This window comes from Paenibacillus sp. CR_12 (assembly GCF_041953985.1).
Taxonomy (GTDB): domain Bacteria; phylum Bacillota; class Bacilli; order Paenibacillales; family Paenibacillaceae; genus Paenibacillus_AQ; species Paenibacillus_AQ lautus_A.
On sequence record NZ_JAVFHO010000013.1, the window covers coordinates 93,288 to 120,053 of the forward strand.

26 protein-coding genes are annotated in these 26,766 nt (G+C 48.2%); 4 read left to right on the top strand and 22 right to left on the bottom strand.

The window, feature by feature from the left end:
* Positions 1 to 111: 111 nt before the first annotated feature.
* The 4 genes from RB297_RS29695 to RB297_RS29710 form a co-directional block, all read right to left on the bottom strand.
* Complete coding sequence (locus RB297_RS29695) at positions 112 to 1,056, bottom strand: DUF1861 family protein (RefSeq protein WP_255250643.1); 945 nt, start codon at positions 1,054 to 1,056, stop codon at positions 112 to 114.
* Positions 1,057 to 1,098: 42 nt separating this feature from the next.
* Positions 1,099 to 2,634, bottom strand: coding sequence for an extracellular solute-binding protein (locus RB297_RS29700; RefSeq protein ID WP_096776486.1), 1,536 nt, complete (start codon positions 2,632 to 2,634; stop codon positions 1,099 to 1,101).
* Between the two features lie 61 nt (positions 2,635 to 2,695).
* Complete coding sequence (locus RB297_RS29705) at positions 2,696 to 3,568, bottom strand: carbohydrate ABC transporter permease (protein WP_375122039.1); 873 nt, start codon at positions 3,566 to 3,568, stop codon at positions 2,696 to 2,698.
* A gap of 51 nt (positions 3,569 to 3,619) precedes the next feature.
* The gene (locus tag RB297_RS29710) at positions 3,620 to 4,555 is read right to left on the bottom strand and encodes an ABC transporter permease (RefSeq protein WP_255250644.1); all 936 of its coding nucleotides are present in this window, start codon (positions 4,553 to 4,555) and stop codon (positions 3,620 to 3,622) included.
* A 299-nt stretch (positions 4,556 to 4,854) separates the two neighbouring features.
* On the opposite strand from RB297_RS29710, the gene RB297_RS29715 reads away from it, so the two are divergent.
* Positions 4,855 to 7,179 (top strand): helix-turn-helix domain-containing protein, encoded by a 2,325-nt coding sequence (locus RB297_RS29715; RefSeq protein WP_096776487.1) that lies wholly within the window; start codon positions 4,855 to 4,857, stop codon positions 7,177 to 7,179.
* 423 nt (positions 7,180 to 7,602) lie between these two features.
* On the opposite strand, the gene RB297_RS29720 is transcribed toward RB297_RS29715, so the two are convergent.
* The 15 genes from RB297_RS29720 to RB297_RS29790 all read right to left on the bottom strand — a co-directional run bounded on the left by RB297_RS29720 (position 7,603) and on the right by RB297_RS29790 (position 22,402).
* Entirely contained in the window at positions 7,603 to 7,953 is a 351-nt protein-coding gene (locus RB297_RS29720) for a hypothetical protein (RefSeq protein WP_096776488.1), read from the bottom strand.
* A 72-nt stretch (positions 7,954 to 8,025) separates the two neighbouring features.
* Positions 8,026 to 8,628 carry a hypothetical protein gene (locus RB297_RS29725; protein ID WP_096776489.1) on the bottom strand — a complete coding sequence of 201 codons (603 nt, stop codon included), beginning with the start codon at positions 8,626 to 8,628 and terminating at the stop codon, positions 8,026 to 8,028.
* 192 nt (positions 8,629 to 8,820) lie between these two features.
* On the bottom strand, positions 8,821 to 8,988 hold the full coding sequence (locus RB297_RS29730; protein WP_176502526.1) for a hypothetical protein: 168 nt from the start codon (positions 8,986 to 8,988) through the stop codon (positions 8,821 to 8,823).
* Between the two features lie 1,073 nt (positions 8,989 to 10,061).
* Positions 10,062 to 10,898, bottom strand: a complete 837-nt coding sequence (locus RB297_RS29735; RefSeq protein WP_141397996.1) for a hypothetical protein — start codon at positions 10,896 to 10,898, stop codon at positions 10,062 to 10,064.
* Between the two features lie 233 nt (positions 10,899 to 11,131).
* On the bottom strand, positions 11,132 to 11,269 hold the full coding sequence (locus RB297_RS29740) for a hypothetical protein (RefSeq protein WP_375122040.1): 138 nt from the start codon (positions 11,267 to 11,269) through the stop codon (positions 11,132 to 11,134).
* 272 nt (positions 11,270 to 11,541) lie between these two features.
* The gene (locus RB297_RS29745; RefSeq protein WP_375122041.1) at positions 11,542 to 13,401 is read right to left on the bottom strand and encodes a DUF6382 domain-containing protein; all 1,860 of its coding nucleotides are present in this window, start codon (positions 13,399 to 13,401) and stop codon (positions 11,542 to 11,544) included.
* A gap of 12 nt (positions 13,402 to 13,413) precedes the next feature.
* Positions 13,414 to 13,926 (bottom strand): A24 family peptidase, encoded by a 513-nt coding sequence (locus tag RB297_RS29750; RefSeq protein ID WP_096776492.1) that lies wholly within the window; start codon positions 13,924 to 13,926, stop codon positions 13,414 to 13,416.
* A gap of 148 nt (positions 13,927 to 14,074) precedes the next feature.
* Positions 14,075 to 15,118 (bottom strand): TadE/TadG family type IV pilus assembly protein, encoded by a 1,044-nt coding sequence (locus RB297_RS29755; RefSeq protein WP_483874350.1) that lies wholly within the window; start codon positions 15,116 to 15,118, stop codon positions 14,075 to 14,077.
* 17 nt (positions 15,119 to 15,135) lie between these two features.
* Positions 15,136 to 17,322, bottom strand: a complete 2,187-nt coding sequence (locus RB297_RS29760) for an SNF7 family protein (RefSeq protein ID WP_255250645.1) — start codon at positions 17,320 to 17,322, stop codon at positions 15,136 to 15,138.
* A 47-nt stretch (positions 17,323 to 17,369) separates the two neighbouring features.
* Positions 17,370 to 18,047, bottom strand: a complete 678-nt coding sequence (locus RB297_RS29765; RefSeq protein ID WP_096776494.1) for a TadE family protein — start codon at positions 18,045 to 18,047, stop codon at positions 17,370 to 17,372.
* Positions 18,040 to 18,231 carry a Flp1 family type IVb pilin gene (locus RB297_RS29770; protein WP_096776495.1) on the bottom strand — a complete coding sequence of 64 codons (192 nt, stop codon included), beginning with the start codon at positions 18,229 to 18,231 and terminating at the stop codon, positions 18,040 to 18,042. The genes RB297_RS29765 and RB297_RS29770 overlap by 8 nt, the downstream gene beginning before the upstream one ends.
* 20 nt (positions 18,232 to 18,251) lie before the next feature.
* A complete protein-coding gene (locus RB297_RS29775) occupies positions 18,252 to 19,124 on the bottom strand; it encodes a type II secretion system F family protein (RefSeq protein WP_213579667.1) in 873 nt (290 codons plus the stop codon).
* Between the two features lie 15 nt (positions 19,125 to 19,139).
* Positions 19,140 to 19,997, bottom strand: coding sequence for a type II secretion system F family protein (locus tag RB297_RS29780; protein ID WP_375122042.1), 858 nt, complete (start codon positions 19,995 to 19,997; stop codon positions 19,140 to 19,142).
* On the bottom strand, positions 19,998 to 21,245 hold the full coding sequence (locus tag RB297_RS29785; RefSeq protein ID WP_375122043.1) for a TadA family conjugal transfer-associated ATPase: 1,248 nt from the start codon (positions 21,243 to 21,245) through the stop codon (positions 19,998 to 20,000).
* Complete coding sequence (locus RB297_RS29790) at positions 21,245 to 22,402, bottom strand: P-loop NTPase family protein (RefSeq protein WP_375122044.1); 1,158 nt, start codon at positions 22,400 to 22,402, stop codon at positions 21,245 to 21,247. The genes RB297_RS29785 and RB297_RS29790 overlap by 1 nt, the downstream gene beginning before the upstream one ends.
* A gap of 308 nt (positions 22,403 to 22,710) precedes the next feature.
* Between RB297_RS29790 and RB297_RS29795 the strand changes: the two genes are divergently transcribed.
* From RB297_RS29795 to RB297_RS29805, 3 genes are all read left to right on the top strand, one after another.
* Positions 22,711 to 23,571, top strand: a complete 861-nt coding sequence (locus tag RB297_RS29795) for a thermonuclease family protein (protein ID WP_096776500.1) — start codon at positions 22,711 to 22,713, stop codon at positions 23,569 to 23,571.
* An 84-nt stretch (positions 23,572 to 23,655) separates the two neighbouring features.
* Positions 23,656 to 25,068, top strand: a complete 1,413-nt coding sequence (locus tag RB297_RS29800) for a PepSY-associated TM helix domain-containing protein (RefSeq protein ID WP_096776501.1) — start codon at positions 23,656 to 23,658, stop codon at positions 25,066 to 25,068.
* Between the two features lie 40 nt (positions 25,069 to 25,108).
* Positions 25,109 to 25,585, top strand: coding sequence for a FixH family protein (locus RB297_RS29805; RefSeq protein ID WP_096776502.1), 477 nt, complete (start codon positions 25,109 to 25,111; stop codon positions 25,583 to 25,585).
* A gap of 11 nt (positions 25,586 to 25,596) precedes the next feature.
* Here the strand turns inward: RB297_RS29805 and RB297_RS29810 are convergent, their stop codons facing one another.
* From RB297_RS29810 to RB297_RS29820, 3 genes are all read right to left on the bottom strand, one after another.
* A complete protein-coding gene (locus tag RB297_RS29810; RefSeq protein ID WP_375122045.1) occupies positions 25,597 to 26,022 on the bottom strand; it encodes a thiol-disulfide oxidoreductase DCC family protein in 426 nt (141 codons plus the stop codon).
* Between the two features lie 85 nt (positions 26,023 to 26,107).
* Positions 26,108 to 26,383, bottom strand: coding sequence for a hypothetical protein (locus RB297_RS29815; RefSeq protein WP_009594434.1), 276 nt, complete (start codon positions 26,381 to 26,383; stop codon positions 26,108 to 26,110).
* 89 nt (positions 26,384 to 26,472) lie between these two features.
* Positions 26,473 to 26,715 carry a zinc ribbon domain-containing protein gene (locus tag RB297_RS29820; RefSeq protein WP_006212369.1) on the bottom strand — a complete coding sequence of 81 codons (243 nt, stop codon included), beginning with the start codon at positions 26,713 to 26,715 and terminating at the stop codon, positions 26,473 to 26,475.
* Positions 26,716 to 26,766 lie beyond the last annotated feature (51 nt).

Genomic DNA, 26,766 nt, shown 5'->3' on the forward strand with positions numbered 1-26,766 from the left:
GAGCATTGCTCCAGGCATCAGCTTCGTGCAAAACTCGCCTCGGAAGCAGGGGCTTAGTAGTCTTGGTGCGTCATAGTCATCATGCGAGGGCGCAGTCATTACGATTTTCCTCTAAACAAGGCGTCCGTATCCTGCGAACGGATCGTCAATCGTGATGCGCCCTGCCTGACAGTCGCCTATGCCGCTGTAGAGATCGACATTGCCGTCCGGGCGCATCACAATGCCCGAAGAGAAGACGCAGTCGACCAATTGCGGCGCCTTGGCGGGTCCCGGCGGATAGCAGGAACGGCTTCCGATCAGATGATGGTTAGAGGATTCTCGGGTTGTCGGATCGAAGACGAAGGCCATGTTCAAATACACCTTCACTTCCCCTCCGTGCTCATCCTGATCCAGGTAGCAAATGTGGCCGATGATGCCGATTTTGCCGCTGTCCAGCAGATAGGCCTGGTTCACGCCCCCCCACTCGCCTTCCCCGAAAATGCCATGAATGTAAGGTGCGTTCTCGATGACGTCCGCAGTCAAATCTTCCAGTCTGTCAACGACCGTAAAGCCGATCATGGATTCGCTCCCGTATTTGCCCCTCATCTCGGCGCTGCGCGGACGCGAGAAAACGCCGATCCTGCCGTCCGACAACGGAACAAGGCGAATATCCTTCATTTTGTTAGGTCCAGTCGTGAAATAGTACAAATTATGGAGGTCGGTGCCCCGAAAGAAATAACCGAAAAATGTGCTGTATCTTCCACTTTGGTATTGCACATGAGTCCCGCCCATTACGAGCTCATCACCGATCTCGCTGATGTAAGGGTCCTCCAGCGTATAGATCATGCTGTCTTCCACCACGCTCCATTCATCCTGTCCCGTTTCCTCGAACAGGCGGACCCAAGAGCGGGCCCATTCCTCGCGGCGTTCTACCCGCCCGAACAAATAGCGCTTCCCATCCCGTTTAAATGGAATCGAAATATTGTAGACATCAAAACCATCCACGCCATGAAATTTTAAGGTTGCACTTTCATAGATCGTTTTTGTCGCTTCAAATTCAATTCGTTGCTTCTGCAAGGTCAAAATTCCTCCACACCTTCCTTTTGTTTTTCAACTCGTTTATTTAATTGAAGCTTGATAATCCTGAAATTGCTTCTGGTATTCAGCAACCACTTTATCCAGACCGGCTTTCCTCATTTTTTCCAGTGCAGCCGGGAAGGCCTTATCGTATTCTTGAACCCCCATATAAATCGGAGTGATGCTTGCCGAAGCTTCCGACAAAATATTGGTGTATTCGGCCCTTACATTCGTCGGGTCAAAAATAAAATTCGCCGCGATACTGTTGATTGCATTCGGATTTGGCTCAAACAAGACTTTGTTGTTATCTGGAATGCTGTTCTCCAAGTCAAATCGCATGAAGTTTACATTGCCGTTTTGCGAATCAGAACCTCTATACCCCGGATTATTATTGTTATTCGGATCCTTGATCGGCTTAAAGCCCGTCTCACCGTCCTTGGTGTAGTGCTTGCCTTCAATGCCATATTGTACAAGATCATAGTTTTCTTGGCTTGCCAGCATCCAATCGATGAATTTGACGGCCGCTTCCGGATTTTTGCTATTTACCGGTACGGCATTTCCGTTCTTGAAGGTGAGCGGACGCATATATTCTTTCTCCGGGTTAAACCATACAACGCCGATATCGTTTACAGTGGCTTCTGGATTGTACTTCTTGAGCCCGTTCAAGCTTCCGCCAGTTCCCAAACGGACGAACCATTCACCGCTGTCGAGTTGTGCATCTACCTGCTCCTGCTTCATGACCAGGATATCGGGATTGGTAATGCCCTTGGTGTACAGCTCGCGCATGAAAGACGCATCTTTCTTGAACTCTTCGGTCTCAATCCAAGACTTAACCTCACCGCTTTGATTCACATAGAAGAACTTATCCTTCACGGTAAACGGGAACGTGTCATAAGTCCGGTGCAGGATGGACGTATGCAGGTAGATCGGGTCAAAGTCAGCGCGAGTGCCAAGATAGGGCTTATTGCTTCCCTTCCAGTTCTTCATGACAATCTCCCAAGCGCTGATCAATTCATCTGGTGTCGTCGGCTCTTCGAGATTATTCTCGGCGAGAATGTCACGACGAATATTGAATTGACCTTCACTCGCCATTTCGACCCAATAAGAGGGAACGGCATAATACTTGCCGTCGATTTTAGCTCCGTCGAAGATATCATCCGGAATATATTTCTTCAGATTTTCTCCATGCTTTTCGATCGCATCCGTGATATCCGCCAGTGCACCGCGGTTATAGTAGCTCGAGAACGGCGTGCGGTCCTGCATGACGTGGAACAGGTCGAAATCTTCCCCAGTGGAGAGCATTAAGTTCAGCTTCTGATCCCACGCATCCCACGGTATATATATTTTTTCCACCTCAACGCCGACACCGTCCGCAGCCAGCTTCTCATTGACCTTTTGGAACACTTCCTTGTAGTCTTTCGGCTCTGTGCCTGGAACTAAATATTTGATTTTGACCGTATTGGCAGGCTTCTCATTATTCTCTGAATTGGAGACTGAAGAATTGTCTCCCTTACCGCATCCAATTAACGTCGAAAGCACAAGAACCACAGCCAATAGAAACACACCATACTTTTTCATATTAAATATTGACCTCCTTCTATAAAGTGCTTAATTTATGTTAACCCCGAAGGGGAGTAAATCAGCCTTTGACAGAACCTATAACTAGGCCTTTCACGAAGTATTTTTGCAAATACGGATAGAGTAAGACGATCGGCCCGATCGTCACGATCGCTGTTGCCATCTTGACCGATTCTGAAGGAAGCGTGATGTCGCTTGTTCCAGCCAGCATCGTCATCTCGTTCAGCATGCTGATCTCCGATTGCATTTGCAGCAGCATAAATTGCAGCGGGTACAAATCCTTGCTGTCAATCAACATGATTGCATTCCACCAATTGTTCCAGTAATCAAGTCCGTAGAATAGCGCAATCGTCGCCAATACCGGTTTGCATAAAGGAAGATAGATCCGGAAGGCAATCGTAATATCGCTGGCCCCGTCTATGTTTGCCGACTCTCGCAGCGAGTCGGGAATCCCGCTCATGAAATTCCGCACAAGGAAGAGGTTGAACGGGCTGAACAGCAGCGACGGAATGATCAAAGCAAAGATGTTATTGGTCAATCCAAGCGACCGATTCATCAGATACCAGGGAACAATTCCCGCCGAAAAAATCATGGTAATAAAGAAATAAAGCGCCAATGAATTGCGGTATTTCACATTTTTGTTCGCCAACGTATAGCCAGCCATGGAGGTAATCAGAATCGCCAGCACTGTACCAACAATTGTGACGAAAATGGAAATACCGTAGCTCTGCATGACTTGGGAACCCCCTGTAAAGATTAGCTTATAGGCATACAAAGAGAACTCCTCCGGGAAAAGGCTGTATCCGTTCTTCAATATGGCATCCTCATCCGTGACCGAGATCATCAGAACCAGAAGCATTGGAAGCAAACAAAGCGCCGAATAAATCGTAATGAGAGCATACATAATCGTCCTGCTGAATGAAAACGTCTTCACTTCTATACCTCCTAAAACCTTTCTTCAGGAATCTATCGCCGAAACCGGATTCTAATACAACGCGCCATCTTTAAAAAATTTGCGGGTAATGGCATTCGTGCCGAAGACTAGAATAAACCCGATGACGGACTGGAACAATCCGACAGCCATAGCTTCGGAAGGGTCGCCAATCTGACGCAAAGAGCGGAATACATACGTATCAATGATATCCGTGGTCGAATACAAGGTGCCATTGTCGCCAATCAAGGCGTAGATCATCCCGAAGTCGCCGTACATGATTTTGCCGACCGAGAGCAGCATCAGTATAACCACCGTAGGCATCATCAACGGAATCGTAATGCGCATGCACATCTGCCACCGGTTAGCCCCATCAATCTCGGCAGCTTCATACAACGTCTCATCGATCCCGGTGATGGTAGCCAGATAAATGATGGCGCTCATCCCTGCTCCTTTCCACACATGCATGACGGTAAGAACAGCCGGCCATACCTTCGGCTCGGTGTACCAGTTGACCGAGGCGAGGCCAAGCTGATTCAGCAATTTGTTCACGATCCCCATATCCATAGAAAAAAAAGCATACAGCACATAGCTGATGACGATCCAGGAAATGAAGTTCGGAAACAACATCATGGATTGGCTGATTTTGACGAACAGCTTCTTGCGCAGCTCGTTCAGGATCAGTGAGATGGCCAGTGCCGTCAGCGTTCCAAAGAGAATAAAGAGCAAATTTAGAAAGATGGTGTTAAAGGTGACCGTAAACGCCTTGCTCGACCCGAAAAAGAACTCGAAGTTCTTTAATCCTACCCACTCGCTATGAAATATGCCCTTTGTATAATTGAATCGTTGGAAAGCAATCAGTATATACGGATACGTCAAATACCCGAAAATAAACGTGTAAACCATCGCCGGAAGGACCAGCAAGTAAGATGTTCCATTCCTACGGATATCAGAAAACATGCCGAATGCCGGTCGCTGTCTCTTTTCCAATTTCTTATCCTCCTTCTTTGCAGTGTACATTTTTGGGCTGCGTTGACGCTTGCTCTAACTCTATAGCAGCGGGTCAGCGTTTCCAATTTCAAATACCGGATATCGCTTTCACGATTCGATTAAAGGGCTTTCAAATTTCGAATTGACTTTTCATTGCACAAGAATGGAAATTTTCGATATAAAACATAGGCCTTTCAAATTATCGAAACGGCTTTCATTTTTGCGAGAAGGAGTACCTTTTTAGCCAGATATGTCCTATAGTGAAGAGGTTATATTAACGGCATTGGGAGGAATTCTTCATGCGGAACACCATGAATCGGCTTGTTCGATACAAGGCGTTTCAAAAACTTACAATTTCATATTTCCTGCTCGTTCTACTAACCGTCAGCCTGCTGTCCGGCGTCCTCTTCCTTCTCTTCTCCAAAAGCGCCGTCAAGGAGATCGACCGCAATTCCAAAGCCATGTTATCCCAAATCACTTACGCCTCGGAGGTCGTCTATAACCAAGTCATGACAATCGGTAATGCGCTGCTCATCCAGCCGGAAATCACCTCATTCCTGAATGACACGTTGGAGGACAAGACGAACAATTATCGGATATTCCAACAAATGAACCAGATTATAAGTGTGTACCCTTATATTTACAGCGCCGGGATCTACCGGCCTTCTACGGGAACAGCCGTCGATACTGCCGGGCTTCCATTCGACTCCTCGCTCATCACCCTTAGCGCGGAGCGGTACATGGAATTCTATCCACGTAGCTTGACCGTTGCCGACCGCAACAACGATGCGCCGCTTCAGCTCCTGACCTTTCTGCTTTACCCGGATTTTTCATTTAAGACCTCCGACAACCCGCTTATCTATATCAATGTGGAAGAAAAGTCGATTCTGACGACGATCCGCAAAATCAGCAAAGCGGATTCCGCCAACAACGTTTTTGTCATCAACAAAGAGGGCAAAGTGCTCTCCCATACCGATTCAAGTTTATTTCTGAAAGATTGGTCCGAGGAACAGTATGTGCAGCAAATTCTAAATCAGGACAAGGAAGAGAACAGCTTCACAACAAATATTCTAAATAAAAAGCATCTGGTCACTTATGTGAAGTCGGAGAAAATGGACTGGTATTTTGTAAGCGTTTCCCCTTACTCCGGACTCATCTCCAACATTGACCGTCTCCGCAACGTTACGCTGCTTGTGACAGCCGGAATTGTACTGACAGGTCTGCTGATCTCTATTTTTCTGACCAAGAGCATTTATAGACCGTTATCGACGCTGTTTGAAAGGATCATGCCGGACACGGATTCTCCAGTCTCCGATTCGCCGTTCATAGATGAATATAAGATGATGACCGAGGTTTTCCATTCGTTGGAGGAACGTGAAAAATCGATGCAATTCGTGATCAACCGCTCTTCCCGAACGATTCGTGAGCATTACTTACTTTCGTTACTCTGGGGTCATCCGCTGGAACATTCTGTTCCGAGCGAATTAATTCGGGATATCGACAAGAAAGTATCGGGGCCTTATTTTTGCGTGCTTGTATTCAAAATCAATGCGCTGGAACCGACAAGAGGGAGGATGGAGACGGAACAGCAGCCGCTGCTGCTCTTCGCTCTAGGCAATATTGCAAAAGAGATGCTGGAGCCTATCGGAGCATGTGATTACCTGTTTATGGGGGGAAATGAAGCCGTCGCAATCCTTCAGTGTACGAACAACCAACATCCTGAGGAGCTCGAGGCTGCCTTGGGCAATATTCAGAGTTTTCTGAACCGTTACTTCAAGGTGACGGTATCCATTGGCATAGGGGATATAAGTTACGGCAGGAAAAATATTTCTTACTCCTATACTTCGGCGCAGCAGTATGTTAAATACCGGCTAATCTACGGGAAGGAATCGATCCTGGATGCCGTAACAACACGGCCCCATATGATGACGGCCTTAAGTTATCCCAGCGCCTTCGAGAAGAAGCTAATCGATGCTGTGCAGTCCGGGAAGCCGGAAGCAATCCGGGATGCAATCGGACAATTCGTGGAACAGATCTCTAACGGTTCAATCAATCAGGTCATTACATACAGCACCCAGCTCATGCTATCCTTACTTAAACACTTTGACTATTTGCAGCATGTGCCGGATTCCAATTTCAACGAGTATCTGGATGCAGTGACCGAAATTGAATCCGCCGAACATCTGACGGAAATCAAGGAAACTTTCAATCGCTATTGTTTTAATATCTGTACACTAATCGAAGAGAAGAATCTCTGGATGAATGCCCAGAAGCACAATGATATCATTGAAAAAGTGCAGAATTACATCCAAGAACATTATGCCGAGCCAAACTTATCTCTGGAGCTGGTGTCCAACATTGCCGGCCTGTCGCCAAGCTATTTGGGTAAGCTCTTCAAAAAAGCAACCCGTCAATCGTTCAGCGAATACCTGAATCACACCAGGCTGGAGAAAGCAAAGGATTTGCTTGCTTCCACCCATGAGACTGCAGCCAAAATCAGTGAATCGGTCGGAATGTACAATATCACTTACTTCTCCACTCTATTCAAGAAAAAATACGGCCTGACTCCTTCCGTCTTCCGTGAGCAGGAGGCGATAAGAGGCAATGAAAGGGCTGGAGAATAAACAAATTTGAGCTTTCGGTTTGCGAAAAAACGGGTGTTGCGGCTAAATTTCCAGCTCCAGCTATGACAGTGACCTCAATGAGTAGAGTGCTCTTCTCAAGGTACACTGCAACAATAATTCATTTTTACCTATAGATGATTCTACACAAAAAAGCATCGACTACACGCCATACCAGCATCGCTGGACGAGTTACTCTTGTTGGAGCTAAGCCTCTTCTGGGATTGTCCGTCTGGCTTCTGGCAGGGGGTAATTACCTTATCCAGTTAAATTAAATAGATACACCATTATCCTAACAAGCAAAGGACCTAGCACTATAAACCCGAATATCAGAGCAATAACTTTCAGAGTTCCTGATATTCCTTTTGACGAGTTCAAGGTGTCTAGTTTATTATTGATTTCTTTTAGCTCTTTCAATATGTATTGTTAACTGGAAGATATCCAAACCAAATAATAAAGTTGATTATTTATTACTTCAATATCCGCAAACGCCTTTAATTCTATGCTACCATGCGTTTTTGTCTTTATTAACTCGAAAAGAAGAGAATAAGCCAATTTGGGATCTGTGGTTTTATAGCCGTTACAACTTTGGAGGATAGCAGGATAAATCTCACTAGATATATATTCCTGAGCTTCGAACATTGACTGGAAAGCCTTTTTTTCTTCATACCAGATTACAGGTACAGATTTATTTCTTATGTAGATTTTATTCCCTTCTGCGCTTTTCGATACATATTCGCTGTATACGTCTCTTATATTTTTTTCATCATTGTCCATAATAATTCTCCTCTATTTATATTCGATAAAGAAAGAAAAGGACGTAAAATCCGCCCTCTTCTTTGATATTTATTAATCTACCTTACAAGAAATGCTGAAACTTCCCATTGGTTTATGAGCTGCTGTACCAACTGCACCTAAATTGATTGTAACAACGTCTCCAGAATTCAAGCTGGCTGCTTGTCCTCCCATGTAATTATACTTTGAAATACTTCCATGGAACAGGTAATCGACAGATTGTACGTGAGGCGCATAGACACTACTACCAAATAATGTTCTAAAATAACCCAAATCTGTATTAGTTACAGAGCCACCAGTACCCGAGACTGTGACAATTGGGCCAAAAAAGCTTCTACCCATAGGAGTAAATTCAAAACCCCACTGCATAGTGTTTGACACTGCGCTATATTGTGTCATAGCTCTTGAATATCCTGACGAACCTGGTCTCCAACCATTGCTATTACAGCTAGGAATGCTAGACACACTTGCATTCGCCTCGAATTCTTCTTTAGTTGTTATAGTAACAGCTGGTAATTCATCAAGATCAATACCAACATTCTCTTCATATGATTGATGTGTCAACTCATCGGCTTGAACGGTGGCAATGCCCCAAAGATTAAATAACAACGCTACGGTCAATAAGAATGATGTTTTCCTCTTAAAAAATAATTTCAAATAAATCCCTCCATATAGTTTTTTTGTATGTAATGTATTTATATGTAATTATAATATAATACAAAATTATGTAATTTTCAATTATAATTTGGAATATTTTGTTTTATATTACTGGTTTTTATAATTTATTGTCGATTTATCGTAAAATCGTTGTTTTATTTAGATTCATAAATGTATAATGGTGTTTTCCCTTTATCTCACTAATCGTAAATAGGTATACATTTGAGCAATAAGATCTTTTATCTCTTTCCTTTGGCGCAGAACAAAGTTGCGGTATAGTTCTTCTTTTAAGAGACCCTCACCGACCATCCCAGAAGGTATCTCAATTTCACTAGCAATATCAGCAATTTCATTTCCCATGACTTATGTTTATTCCTTGTATTTACAGCACAATTAACCACTACATTAATCCTATCAAGAGCATCGCGATTCATATAACCCCCACTCTTTTTCTAATGAATACATTTTTATAATTATAAGCTATCGATAAAAATATTTGGAATAATCAAGCCGTTTACCGTTAAATTTCGGGCAGGTATAAAGTAAGACTGGCCCTTAACAAAACTGATCGATTACCTTTTCAGCTAAGGTTCTGATGTACCATTCCATAAAGTGTACCTTTTTGACACACATTGAACGCTATAGAGTTAAGAACATAACGATGGATTATTATGATATTATCGAATCGAGAACACTAATCGTACGCATTACTGATTAATTTAGCGTTAAACCCAACAGTGTCAAGAATTTGAAGCATTGTTCCTCGTTAGACAAGTATCTTGCTGGTAAGCGATAAGCCCTTAGTTTATATGCACTATTCTATATCCCTTTTTCAAATCGTAAATCGAATCGTAAGAGCCAATGCAAAAATGCTTAATAAACCCAGTAACATCAAGGGTTTACAGTCTTTTTCAAGTTGACTAATTGACTACAGATCAAATAAGAAAACGTTGATATATAAGGGTTTTTAGAATTCAAAACTCGTATCGTATAAATAACATAAATCTGTGAGTGGAAGACTAAATATTTAGATTTCGCCTCATTATAAAAAATGCTATTAATTTTTCCCTAAACGTAACGTACCGAACGCTTACACCTAGAACTGTCACAAAATGAAAAGAGCACCTATCCTCCATAAAAGAATAAACACTCCATGCACTAAGGCCGTATTGTAGGAAATCAAAAATGGCTCCCTACAACCTTATCAGTAGTTTCTAACACAAGCACATAACAAAAGAGGCTCTTAACATAAGTAACAATAGGTGTACATACTATTACTAACTCTACTATTCATCTTATTGTTCCTGGACTTCACTGGGTCACTGAATCATGGTGCTTAGTGCACTTACGATTATCACATGTGTTATTGGATTAATCCGATATAAAGTAACTAAACTAAGATAACGTCTATACTTTAAGCCATTTTCTTGTCTTCATTTCAATGTCTCAGGCTCGGCAACTTTGAGCTTTCCAACATCATATAACTTAGCAATGAACTTCTCATTTCTGTTTAGTTTATAATTCGGAATAACCTCTTTCTTTATGGTATCCAACTCTGCTACTACTGCATAATCCTTGTAAGTTCCCACCACAATGTACTTTGGATTTCCTTCTACTATCATAAATTTTGTCTGTGCGTTTGCATTGGTTTTCCCAAGCAATGAGAAATTAGGAATTGTTGCTGCGATGAGTAATAAATACAAAGCTAACCTAAAGTTTTTGTAGCCCAACCGCTGTCTTATCGAATACAACAAGCCCTTCAAAGAATTACTGTTTCTTTCCTCCTCCATTTTAACAGCAGCTTCGAGCTTGTTTCTATATCCCTTTGTTTTTCTGTGTGTTAATAGAGGCATGCCAAAATTTATAAGTGATATCACTGCTAGAAAAAGCAAAAACATAAAGAATGATTGTTCGTTCAAACCAATTAACATCATAAAAAAGAAATACGATATTCCTAGCCCAGTTATATTGTCGATTATTGATGAAACTGCACTATTAAGCGATTTAAGTTGATTGAGATAAATAGAAATTAAGTCAATAAATGCAAAAAGAAAAATACCAATGACAAGAGTTAATCCGATTACCCTTATAATCATCGTTGGATTCAATTCGATGTAATCCACTGGCATTAAGAAGTACCCTTTATATCCCTTTTCATAATAATATGCTATTGCGTACCCGACTGCAGTTAATCCCCCTATTAAGATACCTTCACTCATGAACGAGATCTTACGTTTATTCTCCTGTTTCTCTTTGACTTCCTCAGACACTTTCATATTCTCCCCTGTCATCTATACTAAGACGCACTTCCATATATTACCATAAACTCTAGAAGGCTGTCTAAGGCTTAAATTATCAGAATGTATTATTCCAGCCCATAATTGTTCTCTTATAGGTATCTGTTTAACCGTACGCGAATTGCAGACAGTTCTACACATCCAACAACAAAAAAGAATCAGCACCTATAAGTGCTGATCCTCTTCAATGTTACAATATATTCAGTTTACTTACCGTTTAATCTACTTAACAGGGCAATAACTTTTAGAGTTCCTGATATTCCTTTTGACGAGTTCAAGATGTCTAGTTTATTATTGATTTCTTTCAGCTCTCTCAATATTTCTCTATTTAGATCTTCAGACACATCAAAGTCCTCCTTATACACATGAATCAAAAAACACAAGATGTTTTTCATTTAATCGTTAACATATACAAAGCTAGTCATGTATAGTTAATTGGTACATTTTACCATAATTATCACACCAGATGTTTTTTATAGATCTAGTAAAAATAAAAAACCAAAGGCCCCTCTAAAAATTAGGGTACACCTTTGGTTTTCTGCAATAATCCGAATTCCCTCTAAACTTCATGGAATAATGGCTTCGCAAATCTTACTTCTACTATAATAATCCCGTATTAATATACCTCCCTGCGCAGGGTAAACGTCCATCCGGCAATAATAAAGGCATCCCCTTCCGTCAAAGGGTATTCTTTATAAGGCACCATGGATTCTCCCTTCAGCATCGTTCCGTTTCTGGAACCCAGATCCTTCAGGACGTATCCACCGCTTTCGCGAGAGAGCTCGACATGTGCCCGCGAAGTCCCCACACCTTCAGCTACGAATTGGGCGACGTCGGGAGAGCGGCCGATGATGAAATGGGGCTGATGCAGTTCAATTCGCTTCGGGACGGCTGCATTCGGTTCGGTAAGCTCAAGATAGTCCCTGGCCGAATGTTGCCCGGGCGGACGAACGGCGGTCTCTGGACTTAACAGCACGGTAGCTCCCCCACCACCAGAGGACGAAAGCACCTCCGTCCGTTGGGACAGCTGGGCATAATAATCCCCTTCTTCCCTATAAGAATCTCCTGCCCCGGCGTTAGGAGAACGCGAAAAAGCCTGGTCCCGAAAAGACTGTACGGAAGATCCCGCTGAAGGCTGATCCCGCTCAAGGTTAAATGGAGATTTAGGAACCTGCCATCTCCAATGCTCATTCCCCTCACCAAGCTCTGCTTCTGCCGCTTTCCCTGAGTCCGCTGCCTGTCTTCCCGTAAGAAGACCTGATAAGGGATCTGCCTCAAAACGCGGGACGGACTTCCACTTGGCATGCTCTTGCGGACTCAGCTCTGTGGATTCAAACACGGGCAATGAACCGGACCAATCCTCCGCTCTCCGTGAGAGCAGCCGGAGTTTGCCCGTGTAGCCGAGCCAAGCGATCACGGCAAGCAGAATCGTAATCCCTACCGATAGCCCCAACATCAGCGGACCCGGTTGATTCATGTACAACATTCTCCAAGCTCCCGCTGCGGCGAGCAAACATCCTAGCAAAATATAAGTCCGAACCGGCGAAGACCTGCCATGCTCCGCTTCATCAAGACTTGGATCATCTGTGCCAGATGACCACGCAGGAAGACCTGATGGGGTGCGACCGGCGTGAGAATTACCTTCTTCGTTTCGGCCGCTTTTCCCAAACATCTCGTTGGTACGTTCCGTCAGGCTTCGAATTAAACTCTGTTTATCCGTGTTGCCGTCATTCTCCGTCTGCAATGCCGCACTCCGGCTGTGAGCCGGCTCTGCAAATGAGAAGGCAGGCCTGGAGACGCTGCTGTTTGAGGGATTATCGGTATAGGGCAATCTTTCATTCACATGTGCAGGCACTGCCATCTTCGCTTGCGTTCCTGATTGATCGCTTTCACCATCTTCTCCTGCAAGCAGTTCAATGACAAGCCGCTTAAGTCCCGGCAAACTGAAGCTCTGTTCACTGCAGAAGGTCATCAATGCTTGTATCCCTCCTCCTTTCAGCTCCGAGACCGATAAGAGAAGCCTTGTCATAAGTTCCTTAAGCGTTACAGGGAGACGGTTACTGCTTGTCTCGTTAACGGCAAGGGGAACATAGGTTAAATATAATGTGCCAAGATGCAGGGAGCCTTCAACAAACAGAAAATCCTCATGAAGTATGTAATTCTCGGGTTGAAGCATATACAGCCTGCTGTCCTCCAATGCGGTAGCGATCTGCAGCAGCAGCCCATAGTACTCGGTCAACGTCATGCGCTCGCTCTTCAATGCCTGAGACAGCATCTTTTTGCCGGTGATATCATATTCCAAGGTTACTTTGTAATCGACTTCTTTCATATGCAGCTTCAAAAAGTGCGGGATTCTCGAAGAACGGATCATGCCCAGCTGCACATGATTCAGTTCTGCTGACTGGATCCCTTCATCCCGGTCCAGCACCATGATCGTTCCGCCGTTCTGCATAAAATCCGCCTTTAATCCGAACATAAGCGCCGCCTCCTACATGTGCAGTACTAGATACGTGCTGATCATGCCAGGAAGGACAGCCATCATAAAGGGAAATCGCAAGTGCTCCTCCTGGCTGTTGCGCCACGGCAACCAGCTCTTCATGACAAAAACTCCGGCGATACTGCCAACGACATGGCGAACTCTCTTCATCGTCTCCCGCCGCCAGAGCAGAATGAGCAAACCGATGGCACCGGCAAAAAGGACAGAATACATAATGCCCTGCAAGGTAAACCACAAGCCGGTCCAGGCGCCGATCCCACCGAACAGCTTAACGTCCCCCGCTCCTACAGCCCCTATAAAATACATGATCAACAAGATGAGAAACCCTGCTCCAAGACCCTTCAAAGAAAAGAGCAGGCCTTCCCATCCGTCCAAAGCGCCATGAAAGATCGGACCGGACAGCATAGCCGATACGGTTAGAGCATTCGGTATCTTCATGGAACGAAGGTCTGTAATAAAGGCCGCAATCAGATAAACGGCACAAATACCAAAGGCAACGGCCACACCCATCAACCTCCCCTGCGCGACTATTCAAAGGAATAGCCTGAATAGAACTTTAACTATTGACGCACAACGAATTGCTTTTATTGGAAAGACTTTTCTTGGATATTACTTTAGAACCCTATATTTCATAACCTTGCTCTTGAACCTCTCATGAGCCCGACCGCGCTACCACCGTAAACGGCACCTCGATCCGCTGCCCGTCGGCCGTCTCAACCACGAACAGCCAAGTCCCCGGCGTTGTATTAAATCCCACGTTCCATTCCCAATCGATATAGCCGTTATCATCCGCGGTCTTCCAACCCAAATATTTAGCCGTGCTCTGGCCGCTCTTATAATAGACTGATAATTGAGCGCTGGCCCCTGGCTCTACTTTCACCTTTACCTTAGCCTGCTTGCTTGCGACGGCCGGATTCGGCTTCTCCAACAGCTCAATGGCTCCGTTCTCTGAGCCGTCCCCGTTCCCCGAATCGCCCCCGCCTTCTCCGGTATCTCCAATCCACAGCCTCTCCTTGGCCTTCGCTTGCAGCACGATGCGTTTGTTCAAGAAAGGAACCCGGATTGGAAGGGCATAATTCACCTCAATGCCAAAATAAGGACTCGTGCCGCTCTTCAAATTGGGTATGTGAACATTCGACACATGGATTCGGTCATAATCCAGAAGGCGGTCAGGCATGAACGGCTTCATCATCGGCTTAACCACGGGGTCGAGTACGGCTTCCACGGTTTGGTTCTTAAGCTGCTGCAGAGGCTCCTCACCTGAAGCGACGGCTTCCACGGTTTGGTTCTTAAGCTGCTGCAGAGGCTCCTCACCTGAAGCGACGGCTTCCGTGATCCACTCCTTAGCAGGAGAAGGAAGCGAGTCGCTATAATTCGATACCCAATCAGACAGCGACAATTTGGGTATTTCCCAATGGGACGTGCTGGGCGTGCCTTCGATTGTTCCCATACCCCCTGCATTCGCCTGCACGGCTAGAGAAACAGGATACATATGGGCCGCTACGGTTTTGACGGTATCGGAAACGGTGCTTTGGAGCGCCGTCGATATCAACGTCATCTGCACGATATATATGAGAAAAATGACAAAAAACATAAACATCGGCAGCACAAGCGCAGCTTCCACGACCATGCTTCCTTGCTCCGCCGACGCTTTGCTCTTACGCAAAGGCTTTCGTAATACCGATAAACATTTCATTCAAGTAACCCCTAATCCTAATAGGAAAAATCCGCCTTGCGCTTGACCAAGTACCGACTTCCTTGAACTTCATCCCCGTCGCTTCCGAATGCAACGCCGATCGACTTCGTCACTCCCGGAAGAAACCATAAACGCATGGCCGTCCTAACTTCCCCTGAAGCGTAAGTAAATCGCTCCGCAGGATTGATGCCGGTGTTTAATCGTATCAGCGCCAGCATGCGTGATAACTTCTTCTCGTTATTGCTGTGAATAAACAAAAATATTCGTAAATGATCCCTGTAGGTAAGCTCAACGGGTACATACTTGGAAAGCTGAACGCTTCCCTTCTGACACAGCTGGATCATATCCTCGATAGCCTTCTCGATCCCATACAGGATGGCTGCCGCCAAAACCGCCAACGGATTTCCTAATTTGCTGTTGACGACGAATCCTTCCATCGTCCGAATCGCGAGCCTGGAAGCGAATATTTCTGCATAAGCCGCCGAAATATTCCCGGCGGGGTTGTGGAATCCGTACAGAATATATTCCACTTCCTGATTCCCGATAGCGAACTCCTGCACTATCTCCTCTCCCGTGCTGGACCCGTCAACGATTCCGGATAAGTTCCCGACATCGAAATGCTGATAATAATGAACGGCGTACTCATTCTGAAACAGTTCATCCCTAACACCGCCAAGCACGTTCCCCATAAATCCAAACATACCGTCCATATTATCCATTGCTTGTTTGCCGGCATCATACGGATCGTCGTCCAGCGGCTTTCCCTTACTCATGCTGTCTGCTTCCGCATTAAATTGAAGGCTTTCGTCATAGTACTGCTGGAGTTCACGAAACTCATCCATAATGGCTTGATTCTGCCCATTCAGCCCGTTGATCGCCTCGATGGCTTTGGATGCCTGCTTCAGCTTCTGATTGGCCAGCTTCTCCATCGCCTTCCGTTCCTTATCCGATGTGCGAAACTGCTCCAATGCCGCCTGCTGCCGATCCATGATATTTCCGCTGCCTGATACCCCATAATTAGAAATGTAATTCTGCAATTCGCGGCTAGCTCCGATCACGGCTCCCTTCATCCCCTCCCCGCCCAATGAAGACTGCAGCGCGGCCACAGCTCGGACAACCTGTTGATAACGACGCTCCTGGTTTTCAATTTCTTGCCGAAAGCCGTTTAAGAAGACATCGCCATGAATTAACTTGTCCGCTTGCTTCCGAATGGATTGGATCATCTCCGCTTCCGACCCGGAGGAATCGGCTGACCCCGGCGTTATGTCATTCGTCACTTGGTCATACCCCGCATTAGATGAACGGTTCTCGGATTCCTTGATGACCTGCTTCATCTCCTCGTTCAAACTCCTGGCTTCCTCCCATAATTGCTGCGCGTCCGTTAGGAGCTTGCCATTCTCGCGCTGAAGCCGTTCGGCCTCTCTCGATATCTGCGAGCCGATGGAAGACATTCCGCTCCGGTAAGCCATGAGCAGAAGCGTATACTGTTTCTCTTTTGGGGGCCTGTCCGCGTCCTCCTGTTGTTTATCTTTATAATCCTCATACTGCGATGCCCCGTCGGCAGCGGTTTGGATGCTGTCCCCGAGCGAAGTATCGTTGATCGGTTGTCCAGGCGGATCCATGACCAGCTTCGATAGCCGGATCGCATGCTCTCCTGCCTTGCGCTGCTTTGCCAGCATCTCATCCAGCGCCGCTTCCCGCTTGTCATACAGCCTGCGCAGCTTCTTAAGCACATCGACCGTATTGGAAGCTTCCTTCATGGACTGCGATAAAGGTTTGAACTTGCCCACTAATTCCAAAGTGAAATCGATCGGCGCTTTATACTTCATGTCCTCGATGATCTGCCGGTTGAAGATGTCATAAGTGCCCAATGGACGCTGCAATTCAAGCCCCGAGCTATCGAGTTCCATCGCCATTAACCGGAACGCATCGCTGCGATCTCCCGGGTTCAAGCTGTCATTCAGCACGTTGCCCATAATGAGATCCCCGCTGGTGCCCCCATGGGCATACAGTCCGTATTCCTTCTGCAGCTGCGGATCGTAGGATGACATCACGGAGCGTACGGCTGCTCTTGTCAGCCTCTCGCTGTGCACCTTCATGGCCGCGATACGCGAGAAATCAATGAATATGGCTACAAACATAAATACGGCTGCCAGGGCGATAATCAAAAAAACAGATACAGATCCATCGGACGATCGGCCCACCTCTCTCCTTCTCCGACTAGACCGCGCTTTCCCATGCTTCGTCATGACTATCGCGAACCTCCGAACTTTTGTAGAACTTCCCCTGCGGCTGCCTTATCCGTTCCGTTTCTCCCGCCTTGAAACTTCGATCCGTAATATCGCATCAAATCCACCGTGCGGATAAATTCAACGGGATCAACCACAATCGATTGTGAGTTGACCTCGATCTGGCCGCCATCGTCCAGCATTCGGCTGATTGGCGTCAGAGAGACCTGCTCGTTTAACGACGTCGTTACTTTTCGTATGAGCAGCTGATTCGTATAACGAATCTCTCCAACCATGCTGGAAGGCACGGCCGTGCCGCCCTTGGACATCTTAAGCTCGGGCAATTTCCCTGCGCTCTCAGCCTCCCCTTGCGGCAGTGTAATCGACCTCGTACTGTCTCCCCCCGCCAAACCGAATAAGGTCCCGACAACGTTATCGTCGGTTAACCGCCAATATAACGCATCATGGCGTCCCTGTTCCACGGATCCCGAGGCAGCGATCTTATGGCTGTTGTCCCAGATATACGCGGTCCTTTCGGAAGCCGCGGCCGATGCCTGAACCAGCATGGACTGCTGATAGATATACAAGCATAGGAACAGAAGCAAAACCGTCACCATCAGCACGATGGGAAGAACCAGGGAGGCTTCAACCGTGAAGCTCCCCGTATCGTCCTTCCATCTTTTCTGGAGCCTATTATTCAAGGAACTCTTTGCTCTTGTTGTTCACGTTTTTAAACAAGTTGTTCACCAAGGCCGTAATCTGATCTTTAAATATAAGCGCGATAATCAAAATAACGACGAGGATCAGGATCATCTCAAGCGTTCCGATCCCTTCCTCATCCTTCCAAAAAGCTTTCATACCATTCTTCGCCATGTTTAACATCATATTTCGTACACCGGTCCCTTCTACATGTTCATCATCATAAATGCAGGCGCTCCGAGCAAAACAATCACGATCATGAAGATGACCACCATTGGCAGCACCAGCTTCGAGGAGGCCTGCTCGCCCCTTGTTCTTGCAATGGCCTTGCGCTTCTCCCACAGCACGCGGGACAAATCCCGCAGTGCCAGGACAAAGTCGTTCCCGCCGCGCCGAAAATTAAGCAGGACGGTTGTTGTAAATATCGATACTTCCTGAACGCCGCACCGTTTATTGAACTGCTCGAAGGCTTGCTGGAACGGATGGCCTCCCTCCCATTCAAGCACCATTCTCTTCAGCTCAGCATACAGGGGATGGCTCTCGTCCTTGTTCCGTTCCACGCAATGAATGATCGCCCGCTGCACCGTCTCGCCGGCGCCGACAAGCAACACAATCTTGTTCAGAAGCTCCGGCAGCTCCATCACGATATCCTGCTCACGCAGCGTGACCTTTTTATGGAGATCCTTCACCAAAGCGACGGGCAGCAATGCCCCCAATCCGAATCCAGCCAGAAGTCCGATTACTTCCCCGGACAGCAACGACCACAAGCAGCCGCCGATCAAAATAAGCCATGTATACGCAAGGGCCTCGGCCATAAATAACAACGTCATTTCCGCGCTGTGCCGCAGACCATGGATCTTCTGAACGGAGCCCTGCATCCGGTAGAATACAATCGGGAAGCGCATCGGAACCTTCCCCCGCTCCAGCAGGAACAACACAGGCGGCGCTAACCGCTGCAGCCTGAGCCCATCCATGGACAATCTGCCAAGACGATGGTATCGTTCGCCGCACGTTCGATTCAGCACCACCCAACCACCCACAAGCAGAACCGTCAGCGCGCCGGACATCCATGTCAGCATCCCCGCCTCACCTCCTTACACCTTGATATCCATCATTTTGGTGATCCATAAGAAACAGCCTCCTAAAGCCGCAAGTGCAAGAGTAGAGATCATGATCCCCGATCCGCTGTACATGGGCTCCATATAATTGGGGGATGTCATATTCATGAACAGCAGCAGGAGGAACGGGGCGGCAAGAAGCGCCTTGGATTCGAACCGCTTCTGTGCAATCATCACGGATATCTCCTGCTGGATATCCAGCTTCTCCCCGATGACGGAGGAGGTTCTGCGCACGACTTCGACCAAATCGCCGCCTGTGCGTTTGCAAGTCGAGAAGACATCCGCAAAATTCGTTAGATCCTCCATCCCCGCCCTTCTTGCAAAATCCTGCAGTGCCACTTCGATAGGCTCGCCGTACTCCAAACGGGACACAATGACTTTGAGTTCGAAGATCAGATCGCTGCTGCCTCCGGGATCCAGCAGCAGCAAGTCCTGAACGGCATCCCTGAACCCGTTCTCCACGGAGCGGCCGGCCGACAGGGACGAGGACAAGGAATAGAGAGCTTGCTTGAAGTGAAGATTCAGCGTCCTCCGTCTGCGATCCAGCATAAACCGCCGCCATAATTTAGGGATCATCAGCCCTCCCGCTCCCAGCAGCAGCGACAATATCAGATTGTGATAAAACAGATAACCGATGAAGCAAAACAAAAGGCCGCCAAGGATCACACATGCCGTTCTGTGACTCATCGAGAGATGATAGACACTGTAATCCGGAAGGGCGTGGGTTCGGGCCGCGGCTGCATGCTCGGGTTTACCGGCGATTTTGCTCCTCTTGATCACTCGGCCGCCTTGGCCCTCTTTGGACATCCAGGCAGAACTGCCGGAGCGTTTCATTTATGTCACCTCCATCATCTTCTGCAGCGGCCAAGCCGTAATCCCGGCCATATGAAGCTTGTCCGCCGATTGAAGCGGATTGCCGCAAGGCTCCAGGCGCCCAATCACCCGGCCGCCCGATTCGCCCGTTTCACGGAACCGGTACAGCGGGTTCAGCACCACCTCGCCGTCGCTCATTCCAATCACTTCGCTAATCTCCGTTACGCGTCGCGATCGATCCCTTAACCGGGATAAATGCACAAATATATCAATCGCCGAGCTAATCTGCTGGCGGACCACGCTGATCGGAAGATCCGCACCGCTCAGTACCATCGTCTCCAAACGGCTGATCATGTCCTGCGTGCTGTTGGCGTGCCCCGTCGACAAACTTCCGTCATGCCCTGTATTCATGGCCTGCAGCATATCCAGCGCCTCGCTGCCCCGCACCTCGCCCACCACGATCCGATTGGGACGCATCCGCAGCGAGGAACGGATCAGATCACGCATCGCGATCTCCCCCCGGCCTTCCGTGTTGGCATTCCGGGTCTCCAGCGACACGAGGTTCGGGACCGTCACGATCTTCAGCTCCGCCGAGTCCTCGATCGTAATGACACGTTCATCAGGCGGAATATATTGCGACAGCGCATTCAGGAAAGTCGTCTTCCCCGACCCCGTCCCGCCGCCTATAAAAATGTTATACTTGCCCTTGACCAATATCCGAAGCTGCTCTGCCGCCTCCTCCGTCAGCGCTCCCCTTCCAACCAAATCATCCATCGTCATCGGCGATTCCGGAAACTTGCGGATCGTCATGGTCGGCCCTTTCAGCGCGATGGGCGGGAGCACGATATTCACCCGGGAGCCGTCCTTCAATCTCGCGTCAACGATGGGCGTCGATTCATTCACCACCCGGTTTACCGTACCCACAATACTCTGAATGATATCCTCCAGCCGGCTCCGGGACTCGAATTGGAGCGGCAGCTTCTTGACCTCGCCGTCCTGCTCGATGAATATATCCTGGTAGCTGTTTATCATAATTTCCGTAATCCGGGGGTCGTCCACCAGAGGCTGAAGCACATCCAGCCCGCGAAAAGAATCGAATACCCTCCGCACCAGCCTCCGCTTCTCGGCTGCGGTCAACTCCATGAGCTCGCGTCTTCTCCACACCATTTCCTCGATGCGGGCCATCAATTCCGAATTGTTAACGCTCGCACTCATATCAAGCTCGGACCGAACCTGATCCCGAACCGATTTAAACGGATCCTCCATCATCACTTCCCACCGCCCGCATGAACCGGCATGATACCCGAGCCCTCCAGCAGCTGCTGGCAGAGCTTCAATACCTCCCTTTGATAGATCGGCGAGGACAACAGCAGATCTTCCCGATGGAGCTGCTTCCATGAAGGTATATAAGGCAGCACGCCGTCTACGCTCATATCCTTGCGGGGAAGCCCGTTAACAAGCTGACCCGTGTACCGGTTGACGATGAAGCGGCTCCGTTTCCTCACGCTTCCGAACAGGGCGGGGCTCTTAAGCTCCAATTGATCCAGCCATACGCCGCTCTTATGCATGCTGATCAAATCATCCAACAGCACCCAGATCAGCAGTCCGGCCTGTTCGAGAACCGCCTGCAATCGTTCCCCCGAGTCCCCCTCGGTATCCACCACAATGGCATCGTAATGATGGCAAGATATCAGGGAGGTCAACAGCAGGGATGTATCGTCCACGGTCATTTCCGATATTTCCTTAACGTTGAAGCTGGGCTCAAAGGAATCGCACTTCAAGCCATGATGCCTGATGATATAAGGAGCTATCGACAGCTCCGTCTCGGAAGCCGATTCTTGGGAGGCCTTAACGTCATACAGTAATCGCGAAAAGCTCCCCTCCATGCCCACGGATCCGGACGGAAACAACGCACTGCTGTTCACGCTCTCCAAATTGAGATAGAAAACTCTCAAACCGAGCACGCCAAGCTGCTTCGCCATGTTCATGGCGATCGTTGATTTCCCGCTCCCGCCCAGGGGAGATACGATGCCGATCACCGGTGTTGATCCCGAATTCAATTTCTCCAGCGTTCCCCCGCTTCGCCTGCAACGGGTTACCATGATGTCCAGCAGCTGAGGCAGCGGCTGGTATTTGGGGGTGCTGTCGCAGCCCTCCATAAGAGAAAGCGCCGAATGGCCTTCGCTTAGGAGCAGCCATGGAACCGATGCCTCCCTCTGGCTGAGCCAGTTCTCCAGCATATCCGCATCCCCCACGACCAAATTCGGCTTCTCCCCCGAGTCCATATAATGAAGGAATGATTCTACGCGGGTGAATGCGGTCACCTGCAGGGCCGATCCGTAGGAGCTTCCATGCACATAATTCAGCAGCGGTTCGACATACCGGGAATCCTGCACTGCCAGCACTAGTCGGGCCGGTATCATCATGCCAATCCCTCTCTTCTGTAACAACGCAAAAAAAGCACCGTCAAAGCCGCGAAAATCGCGGACAATGAACGGTGCTTCCGTTGTCTGTTATAATTTGACATTAGAATATCACAGTTGCAGGATAACGGCAAGATTTTATTTTTTATGTAGAGATAGCCCTTAATCACTATTGTCAAAACAAGGATAAATGTCCTACTATATAGGCTTAGAACGAGTGTTCTCTATATAGAAACTTCTTATATAGAATTAACATATATAAACTCCTAAACCATCTAAACCAATACTTCCAAGCTTGGAGAGTGACACCCATGAACAAACGTATACTAGCCGCTTTTCTAACCGCCCTGCTGTTATTATCCGGCTGCAGCCAGCCGCTGATGTCCCCTGCGACGTCGAACGAAGAAACCGCAGCGTCCCGTACATCCGAAGCCGAGACAGACGCCGGCACAACGAATGCCAAGCAGACGACCTATCCCACCGATGATCTGAACCTGCCGCGGGTTGCCGTGGAATTGGTCAAAGCCGTTGACGGCGACACCATCAGCGTCATGTTCGAGGGCAAAAAAGAGAATGTTCGCATGCTGCTGGTCGACACGCCCGAGACAAGCCATCCGAAACTGGGCGTCCAGCCGTTCGGGCCCGAGGCCAAGGCTTTTACGAAGGAGCTCGTGGAACAAGCCGATCGGCTTGAATTGGAGTTCGATATCGGTCCGAACCGGGATAAATATTCCAGGCTGCTCGCTTACGTGTATGCCGACGGGAAAATGGTCCAGGAATCGCTGCTTGAAGAAGGACTGGCCCGCGTCGCCTACATCTATCCGCCCAACACGCGCTATGTGGACAAATTCGATGATTTGCAGCGGATCAGCCGGGACAAGGGGCTCGGCATATGGAGCGTAGAGAACTACGCCCAGGAAGACGGATTCCATCCCGAGGAACAGGACGATACGAATAAGAGCAACAACCATGACACCACAGCAACCCAAGCGCCTACCGAGAAACCCCAACCGTCCAAGCAAGCCTGCGACATTAAAGGCAACATCAACTCCAAGGGCGAGAAAATCTATCATACGCCCGAATCCCCGTACTATGAGCGCACGAAGCAGGAGCAGTGGTTCTGCAGCGAGGAAGAAGCCGAGCAAGCCGGTTTCCGGGCCCCGCTGAAGTAGCTATAAACCTGTTTGCATATATGAAATGAACGCATTGTTCATCTTATATAAATTTTAGCCGTATTTGAAAAGGAGCCACGAGCCATGGGGAAAAAGAAAACGCCGGCAGCCAAACCCAATGAAAATCAATCAGCAAATCCAAGCTCTGCCGCATTGTACAAAACCGTCTGGAGATGGCATTTCTATGCCGGCATCATTTTCGCTCCTTTTCTGATCATCCTGGCTGTAACCGGCTCCGTTTACTTATTTAAGCCTCAGATTGAACAAGCGTTATATCGGGACTTCTACACGGTAACCCCACAATCCGAACGGGTAACGCCCAACAAGCTGGTCGGACAAGTGAAAGAGCTCTACCCTGACGCTACCATCACGAAATACCGCCCCGGCGAGTCGGATTCCCGCTCCACGGAAATCAGTCTGACCTCGGGCAGCGAATCCATGACCGTCTTCATGGACCCCTATACGGGAGAAAAGATGGGCGAGCTGAAAGACAAAGACCGGATCATGGACAAAATCGAGGAGTTCCACGGCGAGCTGATGGTCGGGACGATCGGGGACCGGATCGTGGAGCTTGCCGCCTGCTGGGCGATCGTGCTCATCATCACCGGTTTGTTTTTATGGTTGCCGAAAAATAAAAACAAAAGCAAAAAGAAAAGAAGCCTCGCAGGGATCCTGTATCCGAGGCTCGGCAAGGGCAAGCAGATTCTTCGCCGGGACCTGCACGCCGTTCCCGCATTCTGGATCGCGGCTGGCATGCTGTTTCTCGTCATGACCGGATTACCCTGGTCAGGCCTGTGGGGCAGCAATTTCCAAACCATGGCAACCAATACCGGTGCCGGCTATCCTCCTTCCATCTGGTCGGGCAGTGCGCCGTCCTCCCATGTGGTACGGACGAAGGAAGTCGCAGAGGTCCCTTGGGCGGCCGAAAATCTGGAGGTTCCCAACTCCACCATCTCCGACTTTATGCCGCTTCCGATTGAAGATGTCATGTATGTGGCCCGAAGCGAGGGGATGCATCCGAGTTACACCATCAGCATCCCGCAGCAAGCGGACGGCGTGTATACGTTGTCGGCCTATCCACCGAAAGCGCAGGACGAAGCCACCCTGCATATCGACCAGTACAGCGGCGCGGTGTTGGCGGATTATCGCTATGATCATTACGGATTTGTCGGCAAAGCCGTTGCCCTGGGCATTACGCTGCATAAAGGAACCCAATTCGGAATCGTCAACCAGATTTTCAGTTTGCTGATATGCCTAGGCATCATTCTTATTGCGGTAAGCGGTTTGTACTTGTGGTGGAAACGAAAACCGGATCACGGACTGGGGGCTCCGAAAGCGCCCGAGACGGGCGCCAAGAGCATGAGGCTGTTCCTGCTGGTGCTTATCTCTTTGGGGATTCTGTTCCCGCTTGTGGGCTTGTCTCTCATCATCGTGTGGATCATCGATTCTGTCATCGTGCGGAAGATACCGGCGATCAAGGCTTTCCTGAACGCCTGATTCGCTTAGGACTTAATCAAAAATAAGGGGTTGCGGTTTCATGATCGTAAAAGGCCGTATTATTATAACCGTACTGCTATCGGTTCTGCTGCTGAGCGCTTGTTCGGCCAGTCCCGAGGCAGCCGACCGGTATGTAAAAGAAATTCCGCTGATGGCCGAGGTGAACATTCCGGATGTATTATCCGTCCAACAGCCGGAGACCATCGAGATTATCCTTACCCAAGATGGCAAAAGAGTGCCCGGTGCGGATTTTGTCCACTACGAGCTGTGGAGCCATGACGGTTCCCTGCGGGATCCCATGACGGATGCGGTCGAGGTAGGCGATGGCGTGTATACGGTGACCAAAACCTTCGTAAAAGAGGGGCTGTATTTCATCAAGCTGCACAGCGGCAACAACGGCTCCATCATCATTCCCCAGAAACCGTTCGCCGTCGGCAAACTGTCCGAGGCCGAGCTTGCCTACCTGGAGGCGGGAACTCCGACATTCCAAGAAGGCACGGCAGAGCATCATCATTAAAACAAGCGGAATCAGGATAAAAACCGGCGCCGAATGTCCGGCGTCGGCACCATGCACTCACTGGATTGCCCGAACCACCGGTAACGGTTCTTCGCCACCCAGCGGTACACCAGGTTCCGTAAGAAAGGGGGTATCATGATCAGGACATACGACAGCGGCCAAGGAAAACGAAGACGCCGCGCAATCCGAAGAGCTCCCGTCGATCTGGTGTAATATCTCCCCTGTTCAATCAGCACCATCGTCTCCGGCGAATCTCCATCGAGCCCTCCCTGCCTCAACAGCTCCTGACCGATCTCGGATTGCAGCGAAGCGAACCGGAAAGCACCCGCGGGATCTCGCTTGATAATGAATTGGGTCAGCCCCTGGCACATATGGCACACGCCATCAATCAGCACAATTGCATATTCCTCATGATTTTCGGTTGCACGATCCTTCATATTTTCTTCGCTCCCTTCACGCCATAAAAAAAGAAAAAACGCAGGAGCCCTCTCCTACGCTTGATCAAGTACGCTTATTGGTTTATTACTCAGCAGCTTTGTTCAGCCACTCGCCGTCTCTCATCTGCTGGTCGAATTCGTTCGAGAATTTCTCCATGCATTTGCATATGAAATCCTTACGACAAACCGGGCAAGGTACTTTCCCAAGTCGGCTAAGCGCAGTCAGTTTCCATTCCGGGAAGCGGTTATAGAATACGCGAATATCCGTTCCGTCAGCCGTGTGGATAATGAATTCGTAAAGCCCTTCCTTTTCATTGCTTCCAGCTGTGGTCACATTTGCAATCTGCGGTCTGTATGGCATGTTCATCACCCGTTTATTTTATTTAAATTCCTTATGACTGGTTTGTACTTTCTGGTACTTAGTCATATTAAAGAATTTTAGGGGTGATGTCAACCGAAGAACACATCCAGGATCGAGCCCAGCTGCCCCCTCTTTTTACCTTCCAATATATCCGGGTTGAAGACTTCCACATATCCGCAGTTCGTGCAGGAAACAAATAGGAAATGATTGTGCTGAATATCAAACATTTTGCTCAAGCCTGCCCCGGACATCGAGACCTCTTTCGTCTGGCAGTGGTTCCCTCCGCATTTGCTGCATACAAACCGTTCCTCTATCATTTGTTCTATTCGCATTCCAAGCGCCCCTTTCAATGCATAGCTTTAACTGAAGTACGGCGTATCATG